Genomic DNA, 16,347 nt, shown 5'->3' on the forward strand with positions numbered 1-16,347 from the left:
TCCGTGTCTGCATGGGGGCGGACAGCGCTCATCTGACTACGTGAGGGAGGGTTACGCCATGAAACTTCATTCCTTTCAACATTACTCGCATGATCTGGAAACGGTCGTTCACGATGCGTGGATTACCACCAGGGTGAAGTCGGCCCTGGCATTGGCCGATTCAACCCTTGGCCTGCATGTCCATGTCAAAACCCATGCAGGCAGGGTGGCATTGAGCGGCCGCGTCAACACTCATAGGCAGTGTGAGCAGGCTGTTGCTTTGGCCCGTTCGGTCCATGGTGTCGTCGACATCGATGCCAGCGAATTGCTCACTCACGTGTTCACGCCGGGCAGTTTTCCAGAAGCGCCCAATGCCGAAGACACTCCTGAACGTCGGCCACAATCGTCAGCAAAGACGGACGACAAATAACAACGGCGATTTTGTGAGTGTCGCCTTCCCGGTCGGGAACCGAGGACGGGGCGAAGCTTTCAGGTCATTTCGTAGAAACGGTAGAGGGTCGGATCGGTCGGGACACCTGAGAGGCTGCCGCGCAGCGAGATGATCTGCAGGCGGGCCACGGCGTCGGCGTCCAGTTCGAGTTTCTCGCCAATCACCTTGGCGGCAGCTTCTGGCAGCGCATGCTGGCCGAGAAGGCGCTGGCCGGCAGCGCCAGCGTGTAGATCAATCATCCACGGACTGGCAGATGCCATTGCCGCCTTTCTTGCTGGTATAGGTCACGGCAACCGAGTCGTCATCCGCGATGCTGATCGAGATCGTTACGTCCGGCCCCTTGGCCTCGAAAAGGCGATCGTTGATCATTTTGGTCTGGGCTTCTTTGCTGTTGATCATGACCGGACCATCCTGGTCGGCGTGGACCATGATTTTCCCGGGGCAATCCACATCAAAAGCAGGCACGCCGGGAACGCTGTTCGCCTGAGCGGCACCTGCCAATGCCAGTAGCATGAATGTCAGGATTTTTTTCATCGCAGACCTCCAATGGATAAACCGATGTCCAGCACTCTGTTAACCATAGCGCTGTTCTTTTGACTCAGTGCGAAGTTAGAGGGGCATACGCGAAAAACAAAAAAAGGCCTCGCTCGATGATACGAGCGGGGCCTTTTGTTTAGGGGGGGGTGACCCTTTGAAAGCGATCAGTACAACCGATCAATCACCCGAACTTCGTTCTGGTTCTGCATCGAGGCCCACGCCTGTTTCAGCGTTTGCAGCACATTACCGATGAAGTCTTTGTCGGCCGCGGCTTTCTTGCCAACATAGCCCTGGCCGCGACGGTACATCTTCAGTCGGGCGAGCAGGTTCTGGTTGTTCTGGTCGAACTCTTCTTCATGGGCATGGGGCGACAGGCAGTCGATATGAACCTGGCCCGATTTGCTGATCCACAGAATATGGCTGTCCTGGCTGTCTTTCTGCGCAGCGAACAAGCGAGCCAATTCATCGATAGTAGGTTGATTGTTCAGATTCATTGTAAGCCCCTTGACCATTTGGTGATCTTTCAAAGTTGATTCGCTAATACAAGTAGCCCATCGGTTAGTTGATCCCTGGCACCGAAACCAGGACGTCAGCAGTCAGCCGTCAATACGACGGGGCCCGCGTCTGTTGCATGTAGTCGTGTTGAATAACTGCTACGCAATAGCGTCACAACGAAGAGAAGCAGCGAAAACCTGGAGGCCACTGCCGACGTTTTCAGGGTCGGCCACAAGCTTCATGAGGATTGATCGCCAGCGCTTCTCGCCCTTGTACTGGACGTTCAGGCCAGGTCAGCTTCTTCAATCTGCCTTGTGGGCAGCGTGTATCCGGGAAAAAACAGCTCGGCGGTCAGACGAGCTTGCTCAAACGTGTTGCCTGTACTCCCGATCGGGGAGACGTCTGCATCATGCAAGGGCAAATCGGAGGCGTCAACGATTTTGTAGTGATTATTTTTGTTCACTACATATTGTCGGACAAAGTGGTTTTGGAATTAGAAAGTCGGACGTGGCTAGGGCTTGAAGGGGCGTGGCGTCCTACCCCGGCCCCGTAAGCTGCGATCTTTCAAAGCGGTAAACGGTGCACGGATAACCGTCGATCGGCAGGTGATGCAGGGTGAACACACCGCCCGTGAGGTCAGGCATCACCTTGGCCCAGAACAGCCGTGCAGGCTGGTTGGCATCGATGTGGAAAATTTGCCATTGACCGGGGAACCGGCTCAAGAGGGCAGAGACGACAAACTTCGCGACGCCTTGACCACGAAAGCGTCGACTGACAAAAAAGTAGCCGATGTTGTGCTCCGCGCCGACGATATGGGTCTGGTTATCCACTGTCACGAAACCGGCAAGCTCGCCGTCAACCTTGATCAGAAACGACCTGGTTGCCGGGTTGCGCCAGTAATCAAGCTTGGTCTGGATGTTGAAGAAGCCATGTTCCCCGAGTTTCAGCGGCAGCCATTCGCTGAAATCGTAGATGTAGAACTGCATCAGGTTTTCGATGGTTTCCAGTTCGTCACGCTGGGCGGCGTGCAGTTCTATTGAGGGCTGGCTTCTGATTGTCGCCATGGTCGTACCTTTCAGAAAGCAGGGCTGATGTCGATCAGTGTAGGAGCTGCCGAAGGCTGCGATCTTTTGATCTTGATCTTCCAGCGCCTTCAAGGACGCCAAAAAATCGCAGCCTTCGGCAGCTCCTTGTCCTTTTCACGCCTTGAGGCTTTGCGTCAACCCGGTTTCGCCGCGCGTTTGGTACCGGTCGAAGGCTTGCGTTTGGCCGGTTTGCGTTTGTTTTTCCACGGTGTGGCGCCACGCCCGGCCGGGCTTGCCGGCCCGCTGATGGTCAGGTTCAGGCCGGCGCAACGTGCCACCTGCTTGCTCATCCACGCAGCCTGTTTGGTGACGAATTCTTCCAGGCTCATTTCACCGCTCTGCACCATGTCCAGGGCCTGTTCCCAGATCGCCGTGGTGCCGGGATCGGCAATCGCGCGCGGCACGGCGTCGATCAGGCTGAACGCTGCCGGCGTCGCGGCCAGGGCCTTGCCATTCTTGATCAGGTAGCCGCGGTCCAGCAGGCCCTGGATGATCGAGGCGCGGGTGGCTTCGGTGCCGATGCCGGTGGTGTCCTTGAGCTTCTGCTTGAGCAGTGGATCTTCCACCAGTTTGGCGACGCTCTTCATCGCCTTGATCAGATCGCCTTCGGTAAACGGCTTGGGCGGCTGGGTCCAGAGGTCCTTGAGCTTCACGTCGGCCACCGCGCAGTCACGCCCTTCGGCCAATGCCGGGAGTGTTTGCGGCGCCGGTGCTTCGCGGCCCTTGGCTGGCGCGAGAGCCTCGGGCAAGGCGCGTTTCCAGCCGGGCTCGACAATCTGCTTGCCCACGGCACGCAAGGCTTCACCGCCACAGTCGAAGTCGGCCTGGGTCCGGTCGTACTCATGGTTGGGCAGGAACTGCGCCAGGTAGCGCGCACGAATCAGGGTGTAGACCGCCCGTTGTTTGCCTACCAGTCGGTCGAGGTTTTTCGCCGCAGCAGTGGGAATGATGCCGTGGTGAGCGCTGACCTTGGTATCGTTCCAGGCCCGTGAGCGGCGCTGGGGCTCCAGGTGATCGTGCAAGGCGTTCAATGCCGGATCGGCCTGCTTCAGCGCAGCAAGAATACTTGGGGCTTCGCTGTGCTGACTCAGCGGCAGATAACCGCAATCGCTGCGCGGGTAGGTGATGACTTTGTGGGTTTCGTACAGCGCCTGGGCGATATCGAGGGTTTCCTGAGCCCCGAGCCCGAGTTTCTTCGAACAGACTTCCTGCAACGTGCCCAGATCGAACGGCAAAGGCGCGACTTCGCGCATGCGCTCGGTGCGCAGTTTGATCACCCGCGCGCTCGCCGCACCGCTAATGGCCGCGGCGGCTTTCTGAGCCAGCGCCTGATTCAGACAGCGGTCCTGATCGTCGCAAGCGTCGGAGGCCGCACGCCACTGGGCGGTGAATGCGGTGCTGTCGTGCAGCAGTTGCACATCGATCGCCCAGTAGGCGACCGGGACGAAATCGGCAATGCTGCGGTCGCGATCCACCACCAGGCGCAAGGTCGGCGTCTGCACCCGACCGACCGGCAATACACCCTGATAGCCGGACTGACGCCCCAGCAGGGTGAACAGCCGACTCATGTTCATCCCGATCAACCAGTCGGCCCGGGAGCGCCCCAACGCCGAATGATACAGGCTGAACGTCTCGGCCCCGGGCTTGAGCGCCGCCAGCGCCTTGCGGATCGATGCATCGTCCAGCGCCGACAGCCACAATCGCCGGATCGGCCCGCGATAACGGCAATGCTCCACCAGTTCCCGGGCGATCATCTCGCCCTCGCGGTCGGCGTCGGTGGCAATCACCAGTTCACTGGCCTCGCCGAGCAAGCGTTTGACCGCCTTGTACTGGCTGGCCGTGCGCGGTTTGACGGTCATCTTCCATTTTTCGGGAATGATCGGCAGATCCGCCAGCACCCAGCGCTTGTAACGCGCGTCATAGGCATCCGGCGGTGCGGTTTCCAGCAGATGGCCGATGCACCATGTCACCGTGACGCCCGTTCCCAGCCAGCAGCCGTCGCCCCGACGCTTGGCGCCGAGCACGGCTGCGATGTCTTTGGCCTGGGAAGGTTTTTCACAGAGGTACAGCTGCATAACCACCATCGTCGATCAATATGCGTGAGGTGCACAGAATGGCGGCTGATGAGCGATGGAGCAATCTTTATCTGTATGGATGTACAGCTTAAGCTGTTGCGGTTGATGACAGCAGGTTGGGGCATGCTGTTTTGGGGGCTTCACTGTAGCCCAAGCAGCTCCGTTCGGCTGTGAAGCAGTCGCGATGCCGAAACATGCGGTATACCTGTCGGAGCGCGGATACAGCACAGCAGCGACAGAGGATCCTACTCCATGAAAGCCCCCGGACCCGGTAATCCCATCGCCATCAGCCCTCAACCCGGCTGCGTGGTGGTGAAGTTCCATGGCATTCAAGTGGCGTCATCCACTCGGACGCTGGTCATGCATGAGGCCAATTATCCTCCGGTGTACTACATCCCGCGAGAGGACATCGCCGAACAATATTTCGCCCGCACCGACCACACCAGCTATTGCCCCTACAAGGGTGATGCCAGCTATTTCAGCCTGCAAATCCCCGGGCATGAAGGCGCCAATGCGGTGTGGAGTTATGAGCACCCTAAGGTCTCAGTCGCGCAGATTCACGGGTATGTAGCGTTTTACCCCGAAGAAGTGACGTTTGAGATACTTGATACCTGAGGTGCAGAAAGCATGTGGTGAGGGGGCTTGGCCTAATGTCAGCTTGCGGCGGCTTCGCAGCCGAGCGGGAGCAAGCTCCCTCGCCACAGGAAGCGCGCTCCCACAGGTAAGCCTCCGCTAGAGATGCATGTCGTCAGTTCTTGTTCAGATCCACATTCTTTGTCTCCCGCAAACACATCATTCCCACCACCATGCTCACCCCGGTAATCACTACCGGGTACCACAGCCCGTAAAAAATATCCCCGGTGTACACCACCAAGGCAAACGACACCGTCGGCAGGAAACCACCGAACCAGCCGTTGCCGATGTGGTAGGGCAGGGACATGGATGTGTAGCGAATGCGGGTCGGGAACAGTTCGACCATCAGCGCCGCCAGCGGGCCGTAGCACATGGCGGAGATGATGATCAGCGCGACGATCAGCGCCACGATCATCGGTTTGTTGATCAGTTGGGTGTCGGCTTGTGACGGATACCCGGCCAGGGTCACTGCACCGCGCAGGGCCGCTTCGTCGTAACCATCGATTTTCACCTCGCCGATGCTGACCTGCACGGCGCTGCCGGCCGGAGCCGCTTCGCTGTTGTAGGGCAGGCCTTGTTTGACCAGGAAGGTTTTGACCTTGTCGCATGGGCTATCAAATTTAGCCTTGCCCACCGGGTCGAACTGGAAGGTGCAGGTGGCCGGGTCGGCCAGCACGGTGATCGGTGCCTGGCGGCTGGCCTGGTCGATGGCCGGGTTAGCGTAGTGGGCCAGGGTCTTGAAGATCGGGAAGTACAGCGCGGTGGCCAGCAACAGGCCAATCATCAGCACCGGTTTGCGCCCGACCTTGTCCGACAGCCAGCCAAAAAAGATGAAGAACGGTGCGCCAATGATCACGCTGACGATCAGCAGGCTGTTGGCCAGGGCCGGGTCCATTTTCAGGAATTGGGTGAGGAAGAACAGCACGTAGAACTGCGCCGCGTAGAAGGTCACCGCTTGCCCGGCGTTGATGCTGAACAGCGCAATCAGCACCACTTTGAGGTTGTCCCATTTGCCGAAGGAATCGCGCAGCGGCGACTTGCAGAGTTTGCCTTCTTCTTTCATTTTCACGAACGCAGGCGACTCATGCAGGCTCAAGCGAATCCAGGTCGAGATGCCCAGCAGCACGATCGAAAACAGAAACGGAATGCGCCAGCCCCAGACTTCGAACTGGTCACCGGTGAAGTAGCGGCAGCCGAGCACCACCAGCAGCGACAGCAGCAAGCCGAGGGTGGCGGTAGATTGAATCCAGCTGGTGTGGAAACCGCGTTTGCCCATCGGCGCGTGTTCGGCAACGTAAGTGGCAGCGCCGCCATACTCACCACCCAGCGCCAGACCCTGAAGCATGCGCAGCACCACGAGGATGATCGGCGCGGCAATGCCGATGCTCGCGTAAGTCGGCAGTAAGCCGACGCAGAACGTCGCCAGGCCCATGAGGACGATGGTCGCGAGGAACGTGTATTTGCGCCCGATCATGTCCCCCAAGCGCCCGAACACCAGCGCACCGAACGGTCGCACGATGAAGCCGGCGGCGAAGGCCATGAGCGCGAAGATGAACGCCGTGGTGTCGTTGACCCCGGCGAAGAACTGTTTGCTGATGACTGCCGCGAGGGCGCCATAGAGGAAAAAATCGTACCACTCGAACACCGTCCCGAGGGACGAGGCGAAGATGACTTTCTGGGTTTCCTGACTGGTGCCGACGCTGCGGACGGCTTCCAGGGGCTGAACATGTTCTGACATATCGGTATCCCTCACAGTGATTGTTTTTGTTGTTCCACTGTCGACGCCAGCCTTGTGGGCCGACGCCGCGTTTATCCATAAAGCGGGGTGTACGTCGATCTTTGTAGGAGCGAAGCTTGCTCGCGAAGGCGTCAGACCTGACACACAGCGTCATCGTTCTTCGCGGGCAAGTCGGATCGCCGCACCGCTCGCTCCTACAGTTGGTTGCTCAACAGTTCCTTCTGCGGGTTGAGGCTCCTTGCGCTGGGGCTGAGCATCAATTGCGCAGCTTTCTCAGCGATCATCAGCGTCGGCGAGCAGGTGTTGCCCGAGGTGATGCGCGGCATGATCGAGGCATCGGCAATCCGCAGGCTGGGAATGCCATGGACGCGCAACTCGGCGTCGACCACCGCGCCCGCATCGTTGCCCATCCGGCAGGTGCCCACCGGGTGGAAAATCGTGGTGCCGATCCGGGCGGCGGCTTCGTGCAATTGTTCTTCGCTCTGCAAGCTGTCGCCGGGCAGGTACTCGACCGGTTTGAACGCTTGCAACGCGGGCGCGGAGACGATGCGACGAGTCAGGCGGATGGCGTCGGCTGCCACTCGCAAGTCTTCGGGATGGCTCAGGTAATTGGGCTGAATCAGCGGCGCTTCCCGCGGATCGGCGGAGCGAATGTCTATTCGGCCACGGCTTTGCGGGCGCAGATCGCAGACCGACGCGGTGAAGGCGGGGAAGGCGTGCAGCGGCTCGCCGAAACGCTCCAGCGACAACGGTTGCACGTGGTATTCGAGGTTCGCCGAGGTCTGTTCCGGCCTCGAACGGGCGAAGGCTCCAAGTTGGCTCGGTGCCATGGACAAAGGGCCGCTGCGGTCATACAGATAACGCAGGCCCATGCCCATCTTGCCCCACAGCGTGCCGGCGATCTGGTTCAGAGTGCGGGCGTTTTCCAGTTTGTAGATCAGCCTCAGTTGCAGGTGATCCTGCAGATTGCCACCCACGCCGGGCAGTTCATGGGCAACGCCGATGCCCAGTTTTTGCAGCAGCGGGCGAGGGCCGATACCCGAGCGCTGAAGGATGCCCGGTGAACCGACGGAGCCGGCACACAAAATGATTTCCTTGCGCGCCTTGAAGGTTTTCGCCTGGCCTTGCCAACGTGCGCTGACCGCTGAGGCGCGGCCGTTTTCCAGGAGCACGCGGTCCACTTCGACGTCGGTCAGCACCGTCAGATTGGCGCGCTGGCGGATCGGTTTGAGAAACGCCTTGGCCGCATTCCAACGGATCCCGGCTTTCTGGTTGACCTGGAAATAGCCGCAGCCTTCGTTGTCACCCTGATTGAAGTCATCGATGCTGGCGATGCCGCTTTGCTCAGCCGCCGTGCGGAAAGCGTCGAGGATCGGCCACGACAGCCGCTGCCGTTCGATCCGCCATTCGCCGGCAGCGCCATGAAACTCCGAGTCGCCGGCAAAATGGTTTTCGCTTTGTTTGAACAGTGGCAGCACGTCTTGCCAGCTCCAGCCGACATTGCCCTCGGCCGCCCAACCGTCGTAATCGCCAGCCTGGCCGCGCATGTAGATCATGCCGTTGATCGAAGAACAGCCACCGAGCACCTTGCCGCGTGGGTAGCTCAGGGCGCGGCCTTGCAGGCCGGGTTGCGTTTCGGTCTTGAAGCACCAGTCGGTGCGTGGGTTGCCGATGCAGAACAGGTAGCCGACGGGGATGTGAATCCACGGGTAGTTATCGCGCCCGCCCGCTTCAAGCAGCAACACCCGATGCTGCGGGTTGGCTGACAGTCGATTGGCCAGCAAACAACCGGCCGGCCCGGCGCCGACCACGATGTAGTCGTATTCATCAAGGGAAATCTGCATCCCTGACCCTCGTATTGTTGTTCTTGTTGTCGGTCATCCTAGTTGTTAGCTTTCGTTAAAAGAATGTTAGTTTCTGCGCAGCTGCTGTGCGTTTTTAGACAGAGTCATTCACGCGACATAACGACAAGGAGGGCTCATGTTCGACTGGAATGACCTGCGGTTTTTTCTCGAATTGCAGCGCAGTGGCCGCTTGCTCACCGCTGCTCGCCGCTTGAACACGACCCACGCCACCGTAGCCCGGCACATCGAAGCCATCGAAAAAAGCCTCGGCACCGCGCTGTTCGTCCAGCATGCCCAAGGCTACGAATTGACCCCGGCCGGCGAAGCGCTGCTCAAACACGCCGAGGCTATGGAAAACGTCGCGCTGCTGGCTCAGGAAGAAATCACCCAATCCTCCGCGCCGCTGGGCAAGATCCGCGTCGGGGTGACGGAAGGGCTGGGCATCATGTTCCTAGCCAGCCGCATGAACGGGTTGTTCGAACGCTATCCAGGACTGGAAGTGGAGCTGGTGGCGGTGCCGCGCTTCGTCAGCATCCTCAACCGTGAAGCCGAGATCAGCATCCACCTGGAACGCCCGGCCGCCGACATGCTGGTCACCCGCAAACTCACCGATTACCGACTGGCGCTCTACGCCAGCCAGGCCTATCTGGATCACGCGCCGCCATTGCGCAGCCGCGAAGACCTTGGCCGCCATGCGTGGATCGGCTACGTCGACGACTTGCTGTTCAGCCAGGAACTGATGTTCCTCAACAGCTTCTGCCGCAACCCTCAGGTGGTCTTCCACAGCACCAGCGTCATCGCCCAGCAACAGGCGGCGCGCTCGGGCCTGGGAATCGCCGTGCTGCCGTGCTACATGGCCAGCGCCGATCCGGACTTGGTGCCGTTGCTGCCCGATGAAAGCATCCAGCGCAGTTATTGGATCAGTACGCGGCGCGAGCTGCACAAGTCCGTGAGGTTGCGGGTGTTGTGGGATTACGTGGTGGAGTTGTGTGAGCGTGAGCAACATCTGCTGCAAGGAACCATTCCCGTCTTGTAGGAGCGAGGCTTGCCCGCGAAGGCGTCAAGTCTGACACACCGCGTTATCGTTCTTCGCGGGCAAGCCTCGCTCCTACGGGGATTGTGTTCCGCGCGCAGTCGCTCAGCCATTGGGCGGCAGCTCGCGGGTGGTCCGTTGCACAGAGTTGTGGTGCTGGCCATCGGGAATCGACAGGGTCGCCCGCAGCCCGCCTTCGGGTGGATTGACCAGGGTAATCCGCCCACCCAGCCGTGTCGCGATGGTGCTGACGATGGTCAGTCCCAACCCAGCGCCCCCAGCATTTCCACGGCTGTAAAAGCGTTCGAACAACCTCGCGCGATCCGCTTCGTCGATGCCCGGCCCCTGGTCCTGGACGCTCAAGTGGTAGAACCCGTCGTCCCGGCTCAATTGCACGGTGATAACGCCATGCTCCGGTGAAAAATTCGCGGCGTTGGTGACCAGATTGTTCAGGGCGATGTCGATGTCGGCGGCGTCGGCGAGGACTTCAAAAGGCTGGTCATCGACGTCGAAGGCCAGTTCCAGGTTCCTGCTCAATAACCAGGGCGTGAGTTGGGCCAGACTGGCGCGCACGGTTTCGCTCAGATCAATACTGTGCAACACCGGCGCCACAGCCTTGGGTTCGAGACGGGCCATGGTCAGCAACTGATTGACCAGGCGGCTGGTGCGGTCGACCCCGGCAATCAGAAACGCCAGGGACTCACGACGTTCCTGTTCCGTGCCGGCTTCCTGCAGGTTTTGCGCATGCACCCGCAGCACTGCCAGCGGCGTGCGCAGTTCGTGGGCGGCGTCGGCAATGAAGCGCCGCTCGCGGCCAAGCACTTCTTGAATTTGCGCGAGCATGCGGTTGAGCGCTGCCTGCATCGGTTCCAGTTCGCTGGGCAACGGAGTCAGTTGCAACGGCTCCAGAGAACCGCTGTGCCGTGCCCGCAACGTTTCCGCCATATTGGCCAGGGGTTTGAGCCCCCAGCCAATGGCCAGCCAGACCATGGCCGCCAATATCAGGCTGCCCAGCACATTGGGCCACAGGGTATGGCGCACGATCCGGTCTACCAGGTCCGCACGCACGTCGTCCCGTTCACCGACCCAGATGCGCAGATCATTCTGTTTGTCTTCGAGCATGAACACCCGCCAATGACGGTTGTGCAGATCCACCACATCGCTGAAACCGGGTTTTGTCGGCGGGGTCGTGAAGGAGGGCGCACTGGCGGTGTGCACCAGCACTTCGCCCTTGCGATTCCACACCTGAAAGGCAATTTTGCTTTCATAGGGGTGACCATCGACTCTCGGCACCGCTTCACTCAAGGCATTGTTGAACGCTTGATACAGTTCGGCGTGTTCATTGCTGGCCAGCGGCATGCGCATCACACCCTGCAGCAGCCGGGCGTTCTGGGCCAGTTGAGCGTCGTAGACTTCGGCAATTTCGTGATTGCTGTCGTGCAGGTTGAGCACGCTGATGATCGCCAGGCCAGTCAGCAACAGGCCAATGATCAGCGTCAGGGTGCGACGCCGGATCGAAGTCATCGACGCTCCTCCACCAGGTACCCGACACCGCGAATGGTGCGGATCAGGTCGGTGGAGAACTTCTTGCGCAAGTGATGGATATGCACTTCCAGGGTGTTGCTTTCGGCTTCTTCGTTCCAGCCGTAAAGCAATTGCATCAGGTGATCGCGAGTCATGACCCGGCCCGGAGGCGAGAGCAATTCGTGGAGCAGTTGATATTCCTTGGGTGTCAGCGCCACCGGCTCGCCTTGATAGCTGACTTGCTGGGTGCCGGGGTTCAGGCTGATGCCGGCGTGTTCGATCAGCACTTGGGCGCGACCGGCGCTGCGTCGCAACAAGGCCCGCAGGCGAGCCTTGAGTTCGTCCAGGTCGAAGGGTTTGATCAGGTAATCGTCGGCCCCGGCATCCAGCCCGGCGATGCGGTCTTCGGTGGCATCGCGGGCGGTGAGGATCAGTACCGGCAAGTTGGAGCCGCTTTCACGCAGGCGGCGCAACACTTGCAGACCGTCCATGCGCGGCAGGCCGAGGTCGAGCACGGCCAGGTCAAACGTCTCGCTGAGCAGCGAATGCAAGGCACTGTTGCCATCCTGCAGCCAGTCGACGGTGTAACCCTCACGGCCCAAGGCCTGATGAATGCCCTCGCCAAGGGCCACGTCATCCTCGATCAGTAATAAGCGCACGCGGACTCCTGTCAGTTGAGTTTTTTGTTCACGTCCACCAGTAGCGCCTGGATCTCTTTGCGTCGCCCGGCGTCGGCGCTTTCCCGGCCTGGGCGGGGTGCCGCTTGCAAGGCTTTTTGCAGTGCTTCCCTGGCTTCACCATAGCGCTTTTGACGGTAAAGGTGATCGCCCCAGAAGTACAGACTGTCGATGCCAGCGGGGTTCAGCTGCAAGGCCTGCTTTAACAATTGTTCAGCCTTGTCGGCATCGCCGAAACCGAGGGGCCAGCCGGGCACGCGATCATACAGCGCCGCGAGGCTGGTGTAGGCCGAGCCTTGCAGGGCCTTGGGATCAATGGTGAGGGCTTTTTCCAGGTCGACTTTGGCGGCCTTGACCTTGCTCAGGGCACCGAGGCCACCCTGGGCTCCGGCCCAACTGCTGGTGACAATGCCGGACCAGATCCATGCTTCGGCCAGGGATTGGCGTTCCTGGGTGAACGCCGAGGCCTGGGTCGCGAGTTTTTCGAAGGCCGCGGTGCGTTGTTCGGCGGGCAATTCGTATTGAATGTGCGCCCAGCTTTGCTGAATGCCATTGAGGCGCTGCTGATCGGCGGCGTCCAGCGCCCAGACGCTTTGGCTCAACACCCCGAACAGCAGGCAAGTGATGATTTTTTTCATGGTTTGAGGCTCTCGTTATCGGGCTTCTGACTGAGGCGACGGATCAGCGGCAACTGCTTGCGCAAGCCACGGTCCACCAGATGCGGCAACAGACTGTTCAGCCGGACGAAAAAGCGTTCCGGCCAGCCCAGGTACAAATCGCGCCGGTCACCGGCAATCGCGTGGATGACCGCCGAGGCGACGGTTTGCGGATCGTCGACATTGGCTTTGAGCGCATCGTTCAGCGCCTGGGCCGCCGGGCTGTTCATGCTGGTGTGGGTCGCCCGAGGGGCAACGTAAAGCACGCTGATCCGGGTGTCGGCCAGCTCCCGGCGCAGGGCTTCGGAGAAACCGCGCAGGGCAAACTTGGTGGCGCAATAGCTGGCGTAACCGGGGTAGCCGATGGAGCCGTAGGTCGAGCCGACGTTCACCACCATGGCGCTCTCGGCTTGCTTGAGCAGCGGCAGCAAAAGCTTGGTCAGGCAGATCGGCGCGCTGATGTTCAGCGCCAGCATCGCATTGATCTCGCTGTCATCGAGCTGTTCGAGCATGGCGAAGTGATTGACCCCGGCAGCGTTGACCAGCAGGTTGATGCCGCCGATGGCTTTGGCCGCGGCCAGCACTTTGTGTCGGTCGCCGGGGACGGTCAGGTCAGCGCCGACCCAACACAGGTGCAGCGGGTAGCGTTCGAGCAAGGGTTCCAGCGCCTCCCGGTGCCGGGACACGGCCAACACCCGCGCGCCACTGGCACACAGGGCGCTGGCGATGGCCAGGCCGATACCGCCGCTGGCTCCGGTCAAAACCACACGGGCTTCATGCAGCTGCATGCAGGTTCTCCCCATCGCGGGGCAGGCCGCGGAACATGTCGGTATAGAGCTTGTAGACGACCTTCGAGGCATGAATCACCGCGGCTTGATCGGCCGGGTCTTCGAGTGTGTTCATCAGCCGGCGGTAGGTCTGCATGTGTTCGATATCCAGCGAACCATGGGAACTCAGGTAGCTGAAGGCGGTTTCCGGCAGCGCCAAACGCTCGCGGATGCTGCCGGCCGCGTGGGTGGCCAGGGCAATGCTGGTGCCTTCCAGCACGTTGACCATGCCGAACAGGCCGACCGGGTTGTCCCGTGCAATCAGGTCGTAGAGGAAGCTGACCATCAACTCGATTGGCAGCGAGGGGCGACCGTCACGTACCGCCTCTCTGTCGCCGCCACAGGCCGCGATGTCGTCGAGTACCCATTGTTCGTGGCCGTATTCCTCCTCGATGTATTCGCACACCGCTTTACGCAACCATTCCAGCCGCTGCGGCAGACGTGCGCCGCACGCCATCATCAACGGCACGGTATGGCGCACGTGGTAGTAGGCTTGAGCGAGGAAGGCGCGGTAGCTGTCCAGGCTAACCTTGCCGTCGAGGGCATCGCGGATGATCGGCAGGTTGAACAACTCGTGGCGTTCTTGCAGGGTGGCTTCTTGCAGGGTGTCGAAAAAACTCATGATGCGGATTCCTCGGAAAAAACGGATTCAGTGAGCTGCGCCCGGTAACGTTCGACGATGGCGTCGCGGCGCGGTCGGCCATTGGCGGTCAGCAAGCCGTTGGCGGCGGTGAACGGTTGATCGAGACGGGTCCAGTGATGAACCTGGGCGTAATCGGGCAAGGCCTCGTTGGCCTGGGCCACGGCGGCGGCCAGTTCTTCATCGGTGCAGTCCGGCCGATGGGGCCAGAGCAGGGCGTGATTGGCCGGCATCGCTTCGCCATAGACGAACGCCTGAGCGATATGGCGACGCTGAGTGAGTTCGGCCTCGACCCATTCCGGATTGACGTTGCGGCCGAAACTGGTGACGAACTGATGCTTCTTGCGCCCGTTGAGGTAGAGAAAACCTTCCGGGTCGAACTCGCCGAGATCGCCGGTCGGCCACCATTCATCGCTGAAGGGGGCTTGCCCCAGATAGCCGAGCAGGGTTGAGCCCTTGACTAGTACTTCACCATCATCGGCCAGGCGAATCTCGACATGGGGCAGGGGCCGGCCGACGCTGCCGGGGCGGCGGGCGCCCGGGCGATTGAGGCACACCACCGATGAGCATTCCGACAACCCGTAACCCTCATAGACCGGAATGCCGATGCGCTGAGCGCGATGCAGCAATTCTTCGCTAACCCGTGCACCACCGACCGCAGCAAAACGCAACGATTGGGGGTTGAACGCTTTTTGCTCGGCGGCGCTGACCAGCATCAGCAGCAACTGCGGCACCAGGATCAGACTTTCCGGTTTTCGGGTGGCCAGACAACCCAACAGCCGCGGCACATCGACACCGCTGGCGCCCTGAATGCCCAGGGTTTTCTGGCTCGGTACGCTCAAGGTCGCGCCGGCATACAGCGAGGCATAACAGCCGAGGTTTTCCAGCAGAATCGCCAGGGGTAGCAGCGCCAGGTGATGCCGTGGATCGGTGGGTTTGCTTGCCTGATCCAGCTCACGGGCCACTCGCAGAAGGCTCTCGGCGCTCAGGCACACGCCTTTGGGCGTGCCGGTGGTGCCTGAGGTGAAGGTCAGCTTGGCGGTACCTTCGGGTATCCGGTTCGGACCGCTGAAGGTGCGACGCCAGAATTCGCCGGTCTTCTCGTAGCCGGCCGCCTGCAGTTCGGCTTCCAGTTCCGGTTCGGCAATCACCCGTTCGGCCTGGCTCTGTTCCAGGCAATGACTGCGTTGTGCCGGGCTGAAGAAGGGCGGCAGCGTCAGGCAGGTCAGGCCTTCGAACAGTACGGCCAGGTCCCAGAGCATCGCCTCGGTGCCGTTGTCCAGGGCCAGCGCGACCACGTTGACGTGCTCATCGCGCAGGCGCTGTTGGCGATACATGACCTCGGCGTACAGCGTGGCGTAGTCCAGTTTCAACTGATCGCCCCACAAGGCGATGGCGTTGGTCTTGCGCTCGGCGTGACTGCGCAGGGTCTGTTTGAACCGTTCCATTTCAGGCGACATGGCTGGACTCCTCAAGGGAGGTCGGCAACCCCAGACGATTGAACAGACCGATGTTGCGCAAATGGATGAAACCGGCGCGGATGTTGCCGACATGCACCCATGGCTGACTCTCGTAATAACTGCCCCAGAGGTGACGGTCGTCGCCCAGCCGCGCAGGATCGGCGGCGCAGAGCGTCACCGGCTTCAAGCCCAGGCGATGAAAACTGTTCACCAGCCCGATGTTGCCGGTGAACGCCACCCATTCCAGCCCGCCCATGGCCAACAGGTAGGTGATGGCGATGATGCTCAGGCGCGCGCTACCGGTATCGCTGGCGGCAAGGTTCCCGACCTCGACAATACCGGCCCGGTCCACGGGTTGACCGGCAGCGTCGCTGATCAGCGGATCAATCGCCTCGTCCAGGTAACGCTCCAGAAACAGCGGTTCGGCGCTGGCCAGTCGTACGCCGGCCACCGCAGACAGCGCGCCTGACGCATCGCTCATGCCGAACAGCTGCGGCATGAATTGGCGAATGTCGGCGCCGTGGGCCTTTCGAAAACGTTGCTGGATAAAGGCTTCGAGAACCGGACGCTGGGGATCGTCCGGCAAGGCTCTTGCCAGACTCATCTGCGGGGTTTCGGCTTGGCCGAAGTGCAGGGGCAGAGGGATGTTCCAGTCGAAATCGGGCATGGGCAAGAACGCCTCCCTGAGTAAGT

At 60.7% G+C, this 16,347-nt stretch carries 16 protein-coding genes and 1 pseudogene; 3 read left to right on the plus strand and 14 right to left on the minus strand.

Annotated features, from left to right (window positions below; genetic code table 11):
* The first annotated feature begins 58 nt into the window (after positions 1 to 58).
* A complete protein-coding gene (locus LOY56_RS11035) occupies positions 59 to 409 on the plus strand; it encodes a BON domain-containing protein (protein ID WP_258621724.1) in 351 nt (116 codons plus the stop codon).
* A 65-nt stretch (positions 410 to 474) separates the two neighbouring features.
* Here the strand turns inward: LOY56_RS11035 and LOY56_RS11040 are convergent.
* From LOY56_RS11040 to LOY56_RS11060, 5 genes and pseudogenes are all read right to left on the minus strand, one after another.
* Positions 475 to 633, minus strand: a pseudogene (locus tag LOY56_RS11040) (cyanate hydratase); the annotation flags it as partial.
* A gap of 28 nt (positions 634 to 661) precedes the next feature.
* On the minus strand, positions 662 to 964 hold the full coding sequence (locus LOY56_RS11045) for a hypothetical protein (RefSeq protein ID WP_258621726.1): 303 nt from the start codon (positions 962 to 964) through the stop codon (positions 662 to 664).
* Positions 965 to 1,131: 167 nt separating this feature from the next.
* Positions 1,132 to 1,461, minus strand: a complete 330-nt coding sequence (locus LOY56_RS11050; RefSeq protein WP_052962958.1) for a hypothetical protein — start codon at positions 1,459 to 1,461, stop codon at positions 1,132 to 1,134.
* A gap of 537 nt (positions 1,462 to 1,998) precedes the next feature.
* A complete protein-coding gene (locus LOY56_RS11055) occupies positions 1,999 to 2,526 on the minus strand; it encodes a GNAT family N-acetyltransferase (protein ID WP_258622608.1) in 528 nt (175 codons plus the stop codon).
* Between the two features lie 155 nt (positions 2,527 to 2,681).
* Positions 2,682 to 4,622, minus strand: a complete 1,941-nt coding sequence (locus tag LOY56_RS11060) for a DNA topoisomerase III (protein ID WP_258621728.1) — start codon at positions 4,620 to 4,622, stop codon at positions 2,682 to 2,684.
* A 252-nt stretch (positions 4,623 to 4,874) separates the two neighbouring features.
* On the opposite strand from LOY56_RS11060, the gene LOY56_RS11065 reads away from it, so the two are divergent.
* Entirely contained in the window at positions 4,875 to 5,237 is a 363-nt protein-coding gene (locus LOY56_RS11065; RefSeq protein WP_258621730.1) for a DUF427 domain-containing protein, read from the plus strand.
* Between the two features lie 133 nt (positions 5,238 to 5,370).
* Here the strand turns inward: LOY56_RS11065 and LOY56_RS11070 are convergent, their stop codons facing one another.
* Positions 5,371 to 6,993, minus strand: a complete 1,623-nt coding sequence (locus tag LOY56_RS11070; protein WP_258621732.1) for an MFS transporter — start codon at positions 6,991 to 6,993, stop codon at positions 5,371 to 5,373.
* A gap of 194 nt (positions 6,994 to 7,187) precedes the next feature.
* The gene (locus tag LOY56_RS11075; protein ID WP_258621734.1) at positions 7,188 to 8,837 is read right to left on the minus strand and encodes a GMC family oxidoreductase; all 1,650 of its coding nucleotides are present in this window, start codon (positions 8,835 to 8,837) and stop codon (positions 7,188 to 7,190) included.
* Between the two features lie 136 nt (positions 8,838 to 8,973).
* Here LOY56_RS11075 and LOY56_RS11080 point away from each other — a divergent pair, with 136 nt between their 5' ends.
* A complete protein-coding gene (locus tag LOY56_RS11080) occupies positions 8,974 to 9,873 on the plus strand; it encodes a LysR family transcriptional regulator (protein ID WP_258621736.1) in 900 nt (299 codons plus the stop codon).
* Between the two features lie 102 nt (positions 9,874 to 9,975).
* Here the strand turns inward: LOY56_RS11080 and LOY56_RS11085 are convergent, their stop codons facing one another.
* Genes LOY56_RS11085 through LOY56_RS11115 form a run of 7 tightly spaced genes read right to left on the minus strand, consistent with a single transcriptional unit; the run spans position 9,976 to position 16,321 of the window.
* A complete protein-coding gene (locus LOY56_RS11085; RefSeq protein ID WP_258621738.1) occupies positions 9,976 to 11,394 on the minus strand; it encodes an ATP-binding protein in 1,419 nt (472 codons plus the stop codon).
* A complete protein-coding gene (locus tag LOY56_RS11090) occupies positions 11,391 to 12,053 on the minus strand; it encodes a response regulator (RefSeq protein ID WP_095055020.1) in 663 nt (220 codons plus the stop codon). Before LOY56_RS11090 ends, LOY56_RS11085 begins: the two co-directional genes overlap by 4 nt.
* Positions 12,054 to 12,064: 11 nt before the next feature.
* The gene (locus LOY56_RS11095; RefSeq protein ID WP_258621741.1) at positions 12,065 to 12,709 is read right to left on the minus strand and encodes a tetratricopeptide repeat protein; all 645 of its coding nucleotides are present in this window, start codon (positions 12,707 to 12,709) and stop codon (positions 12,065 to 12,067) included.
* Positions 12,706 to 13,515 carry an SDR family oxidoreductase gene (locus LOY56_RS11100; RefSeq protein WP_258621744.1) on the minus strand — a complete coding sequence of 270 codons (810 nt, stop codon included), beginning with the start codon at positions 13,513 to 13,515 and terminating at the stop codon, positions 12,706 to 12,708. The genes LOY56_RS11095 and LOY56_RS11100 overlap by 4 nt, the downstream gene beginning before the upstream one ends.
* Positions 13,502 to 14,176 carry a TenA family transcriptional regulator gene (locus tag LOY56_RS11105; protein ID WP_258621746.1) on the minus strand — a complete coding sequence of 225 codons (675 nt, stop codon included), beginning with the start codon at positions 14,174 to 14,176 and terminating at the stop codon, positions 13,502 to 13,504. Before LOY56_RS11105 ends, LOY56_RS11100 begins: the two co-directional genes overlap by 14 nt.
* The gene (locus tag LOY56_RS11110; RefSeq protein ID WP_258621747.1) at positions 14,173 to 15,654 is read right to left on the minus strand and encodes an AMP-binding protein; all 1,482 of its coding nucleotides are present in this window, start codon (positions 15,652 to 15,654) and stop codon (positions 14,173 to 14,175) included. Before LOY56_RS11110 ends, LOY56_RS11105 begins: the two co-directional genes overlap by 4 nt.
* A complete protein-coding gene (locus LOY56_RS11115; protein WP_258621748.1) occupies positions 15,644 to 16,321 on the minus strand; it encodes a thermostable hemolysin in 678 nt (225 codons plus the stop codon). Before LOY56_RS11115 ends, LOY56_RS11110 begins: the two co-directional genes overlap by 11 nt.
* Positions 16,322 to 16,347: the final 26 nt, after the last annotated feature.

The organism is Pseudomonas sp. B21-048 (genome assembly GCF_024748615.1).
Classification (GTDB): domain Bacteria; phylum Pseudomonadota; class Gammaproteobacteria; order Pseudomonadales; family Pseudomonadaceae; genus Aquipseudomonas.

Bases quoted from the DNA above. Each gene is read 5' to 3' on its own strand.
- LOY56_RS11035 (WP_258621724.1), top strand. From the start codon at position 59: ATGAAACTTCATTCCTTTCAACATTACTCGCATGATCTGGAAACGGTC.
- LOY56_RS11045 (WP_258621726.1), bottom strand. From the start codon at position 964: ATGAAAAAAATCCTGACATTCATGCTACTGGCATTGGCAGGTGCCGCT.
- LOY56_RS11050 (WP_052962958.1), bottom strand. From the start codon at position 1,461: ATGAATCTGAACAATCAACCTACTATCGATGAATTGGCTCGCTTGTTC.
- LOY56_RS11055 (WP_258622608.1), bottom strand. From the start codon at position 2,526: ATGGCGACAATCAGAAGCCAGCCCTCAATAGAACTGCACGCCGCCCAG.
- LOY56_RS11060 (WP_258621728.1), bottom strand. From the start codon at position 4,622: ATGCAGCTGTACCTCTGTGAAAAACCTTCCCAGGCCAAAGACATCGCA.
- LOY56_RS11065 (WP_258621730.1), top strand. From the start codon at position 4,875: ATGAAAGCCCCCGGACCCGGTAATCCCATCGCCATCAGCCCTCAACCC.
- LOY56_RS11070 (WP_258621732.1), bottom strand. From the start codon at position 6,993: ATGTCAGAACATGTTCAGCCCCTGGAAGCCGTCCGCAGCGTCGGCACC.
- LOY56_RS11075 (WP_258621734.1), bottom strand. From the start codon at position 8,837: ATGCAGATTTCCCTTGATGAATACGACTACATCGTGGTCGGCGCCGGG.
- LOY56_RS11080 (WP_258621736.1), top strand. From the start codon at position 8,974: ATGTTCGACTGGAATGACCTGCGGTTTTTTCTCGAATTGCAGCGCAGT.
- LOY56_RS11085 (WP_258621738.1), bottom strand. From the start codon at position 11,394: ATGACTTCGATCCGGCGTCGCACCCTGACGCTGATCATTGGCCTGTTG.
- LOY56_RS11095 (WP_258621741.1), bottom strand. From the start codon at position 12,709: ATGAAAAAAATCATCACTTGCCTGCTGTTCGGGGTGTTGAGCCAAAGC.
- LOY56_RS11100 (WP_258621744.1), bottom strand. From the start codon at position 13,515: ATGCAGCTGCATGAAGCCCGTGTGGTTTTGACCGGAGCCAGCGGCGGT.
- LOY56_RS11105 (WP_258621746.1), bottom strand. From the start codon at position 14,176: ATGAGTTTTTTCGACACCCTGCAAGAAGCCACCCTGCAAGAACGCCAC.
- LOY56_RS11110 (WP_258621747.1), bottom strand. From the start codon at position 15,654: ATGTCGCCTGAAATGGAACGGTTCAAACAGACCCTGCGCAGTCACGCC.
- LOY56_RS11115 (WP_258621748.1), bottom strand. From the start codon at position 16,321: ATGCCCGATTTCGACTGGAACATCCCTCTGCCCCTGCACTTCGGCCAA.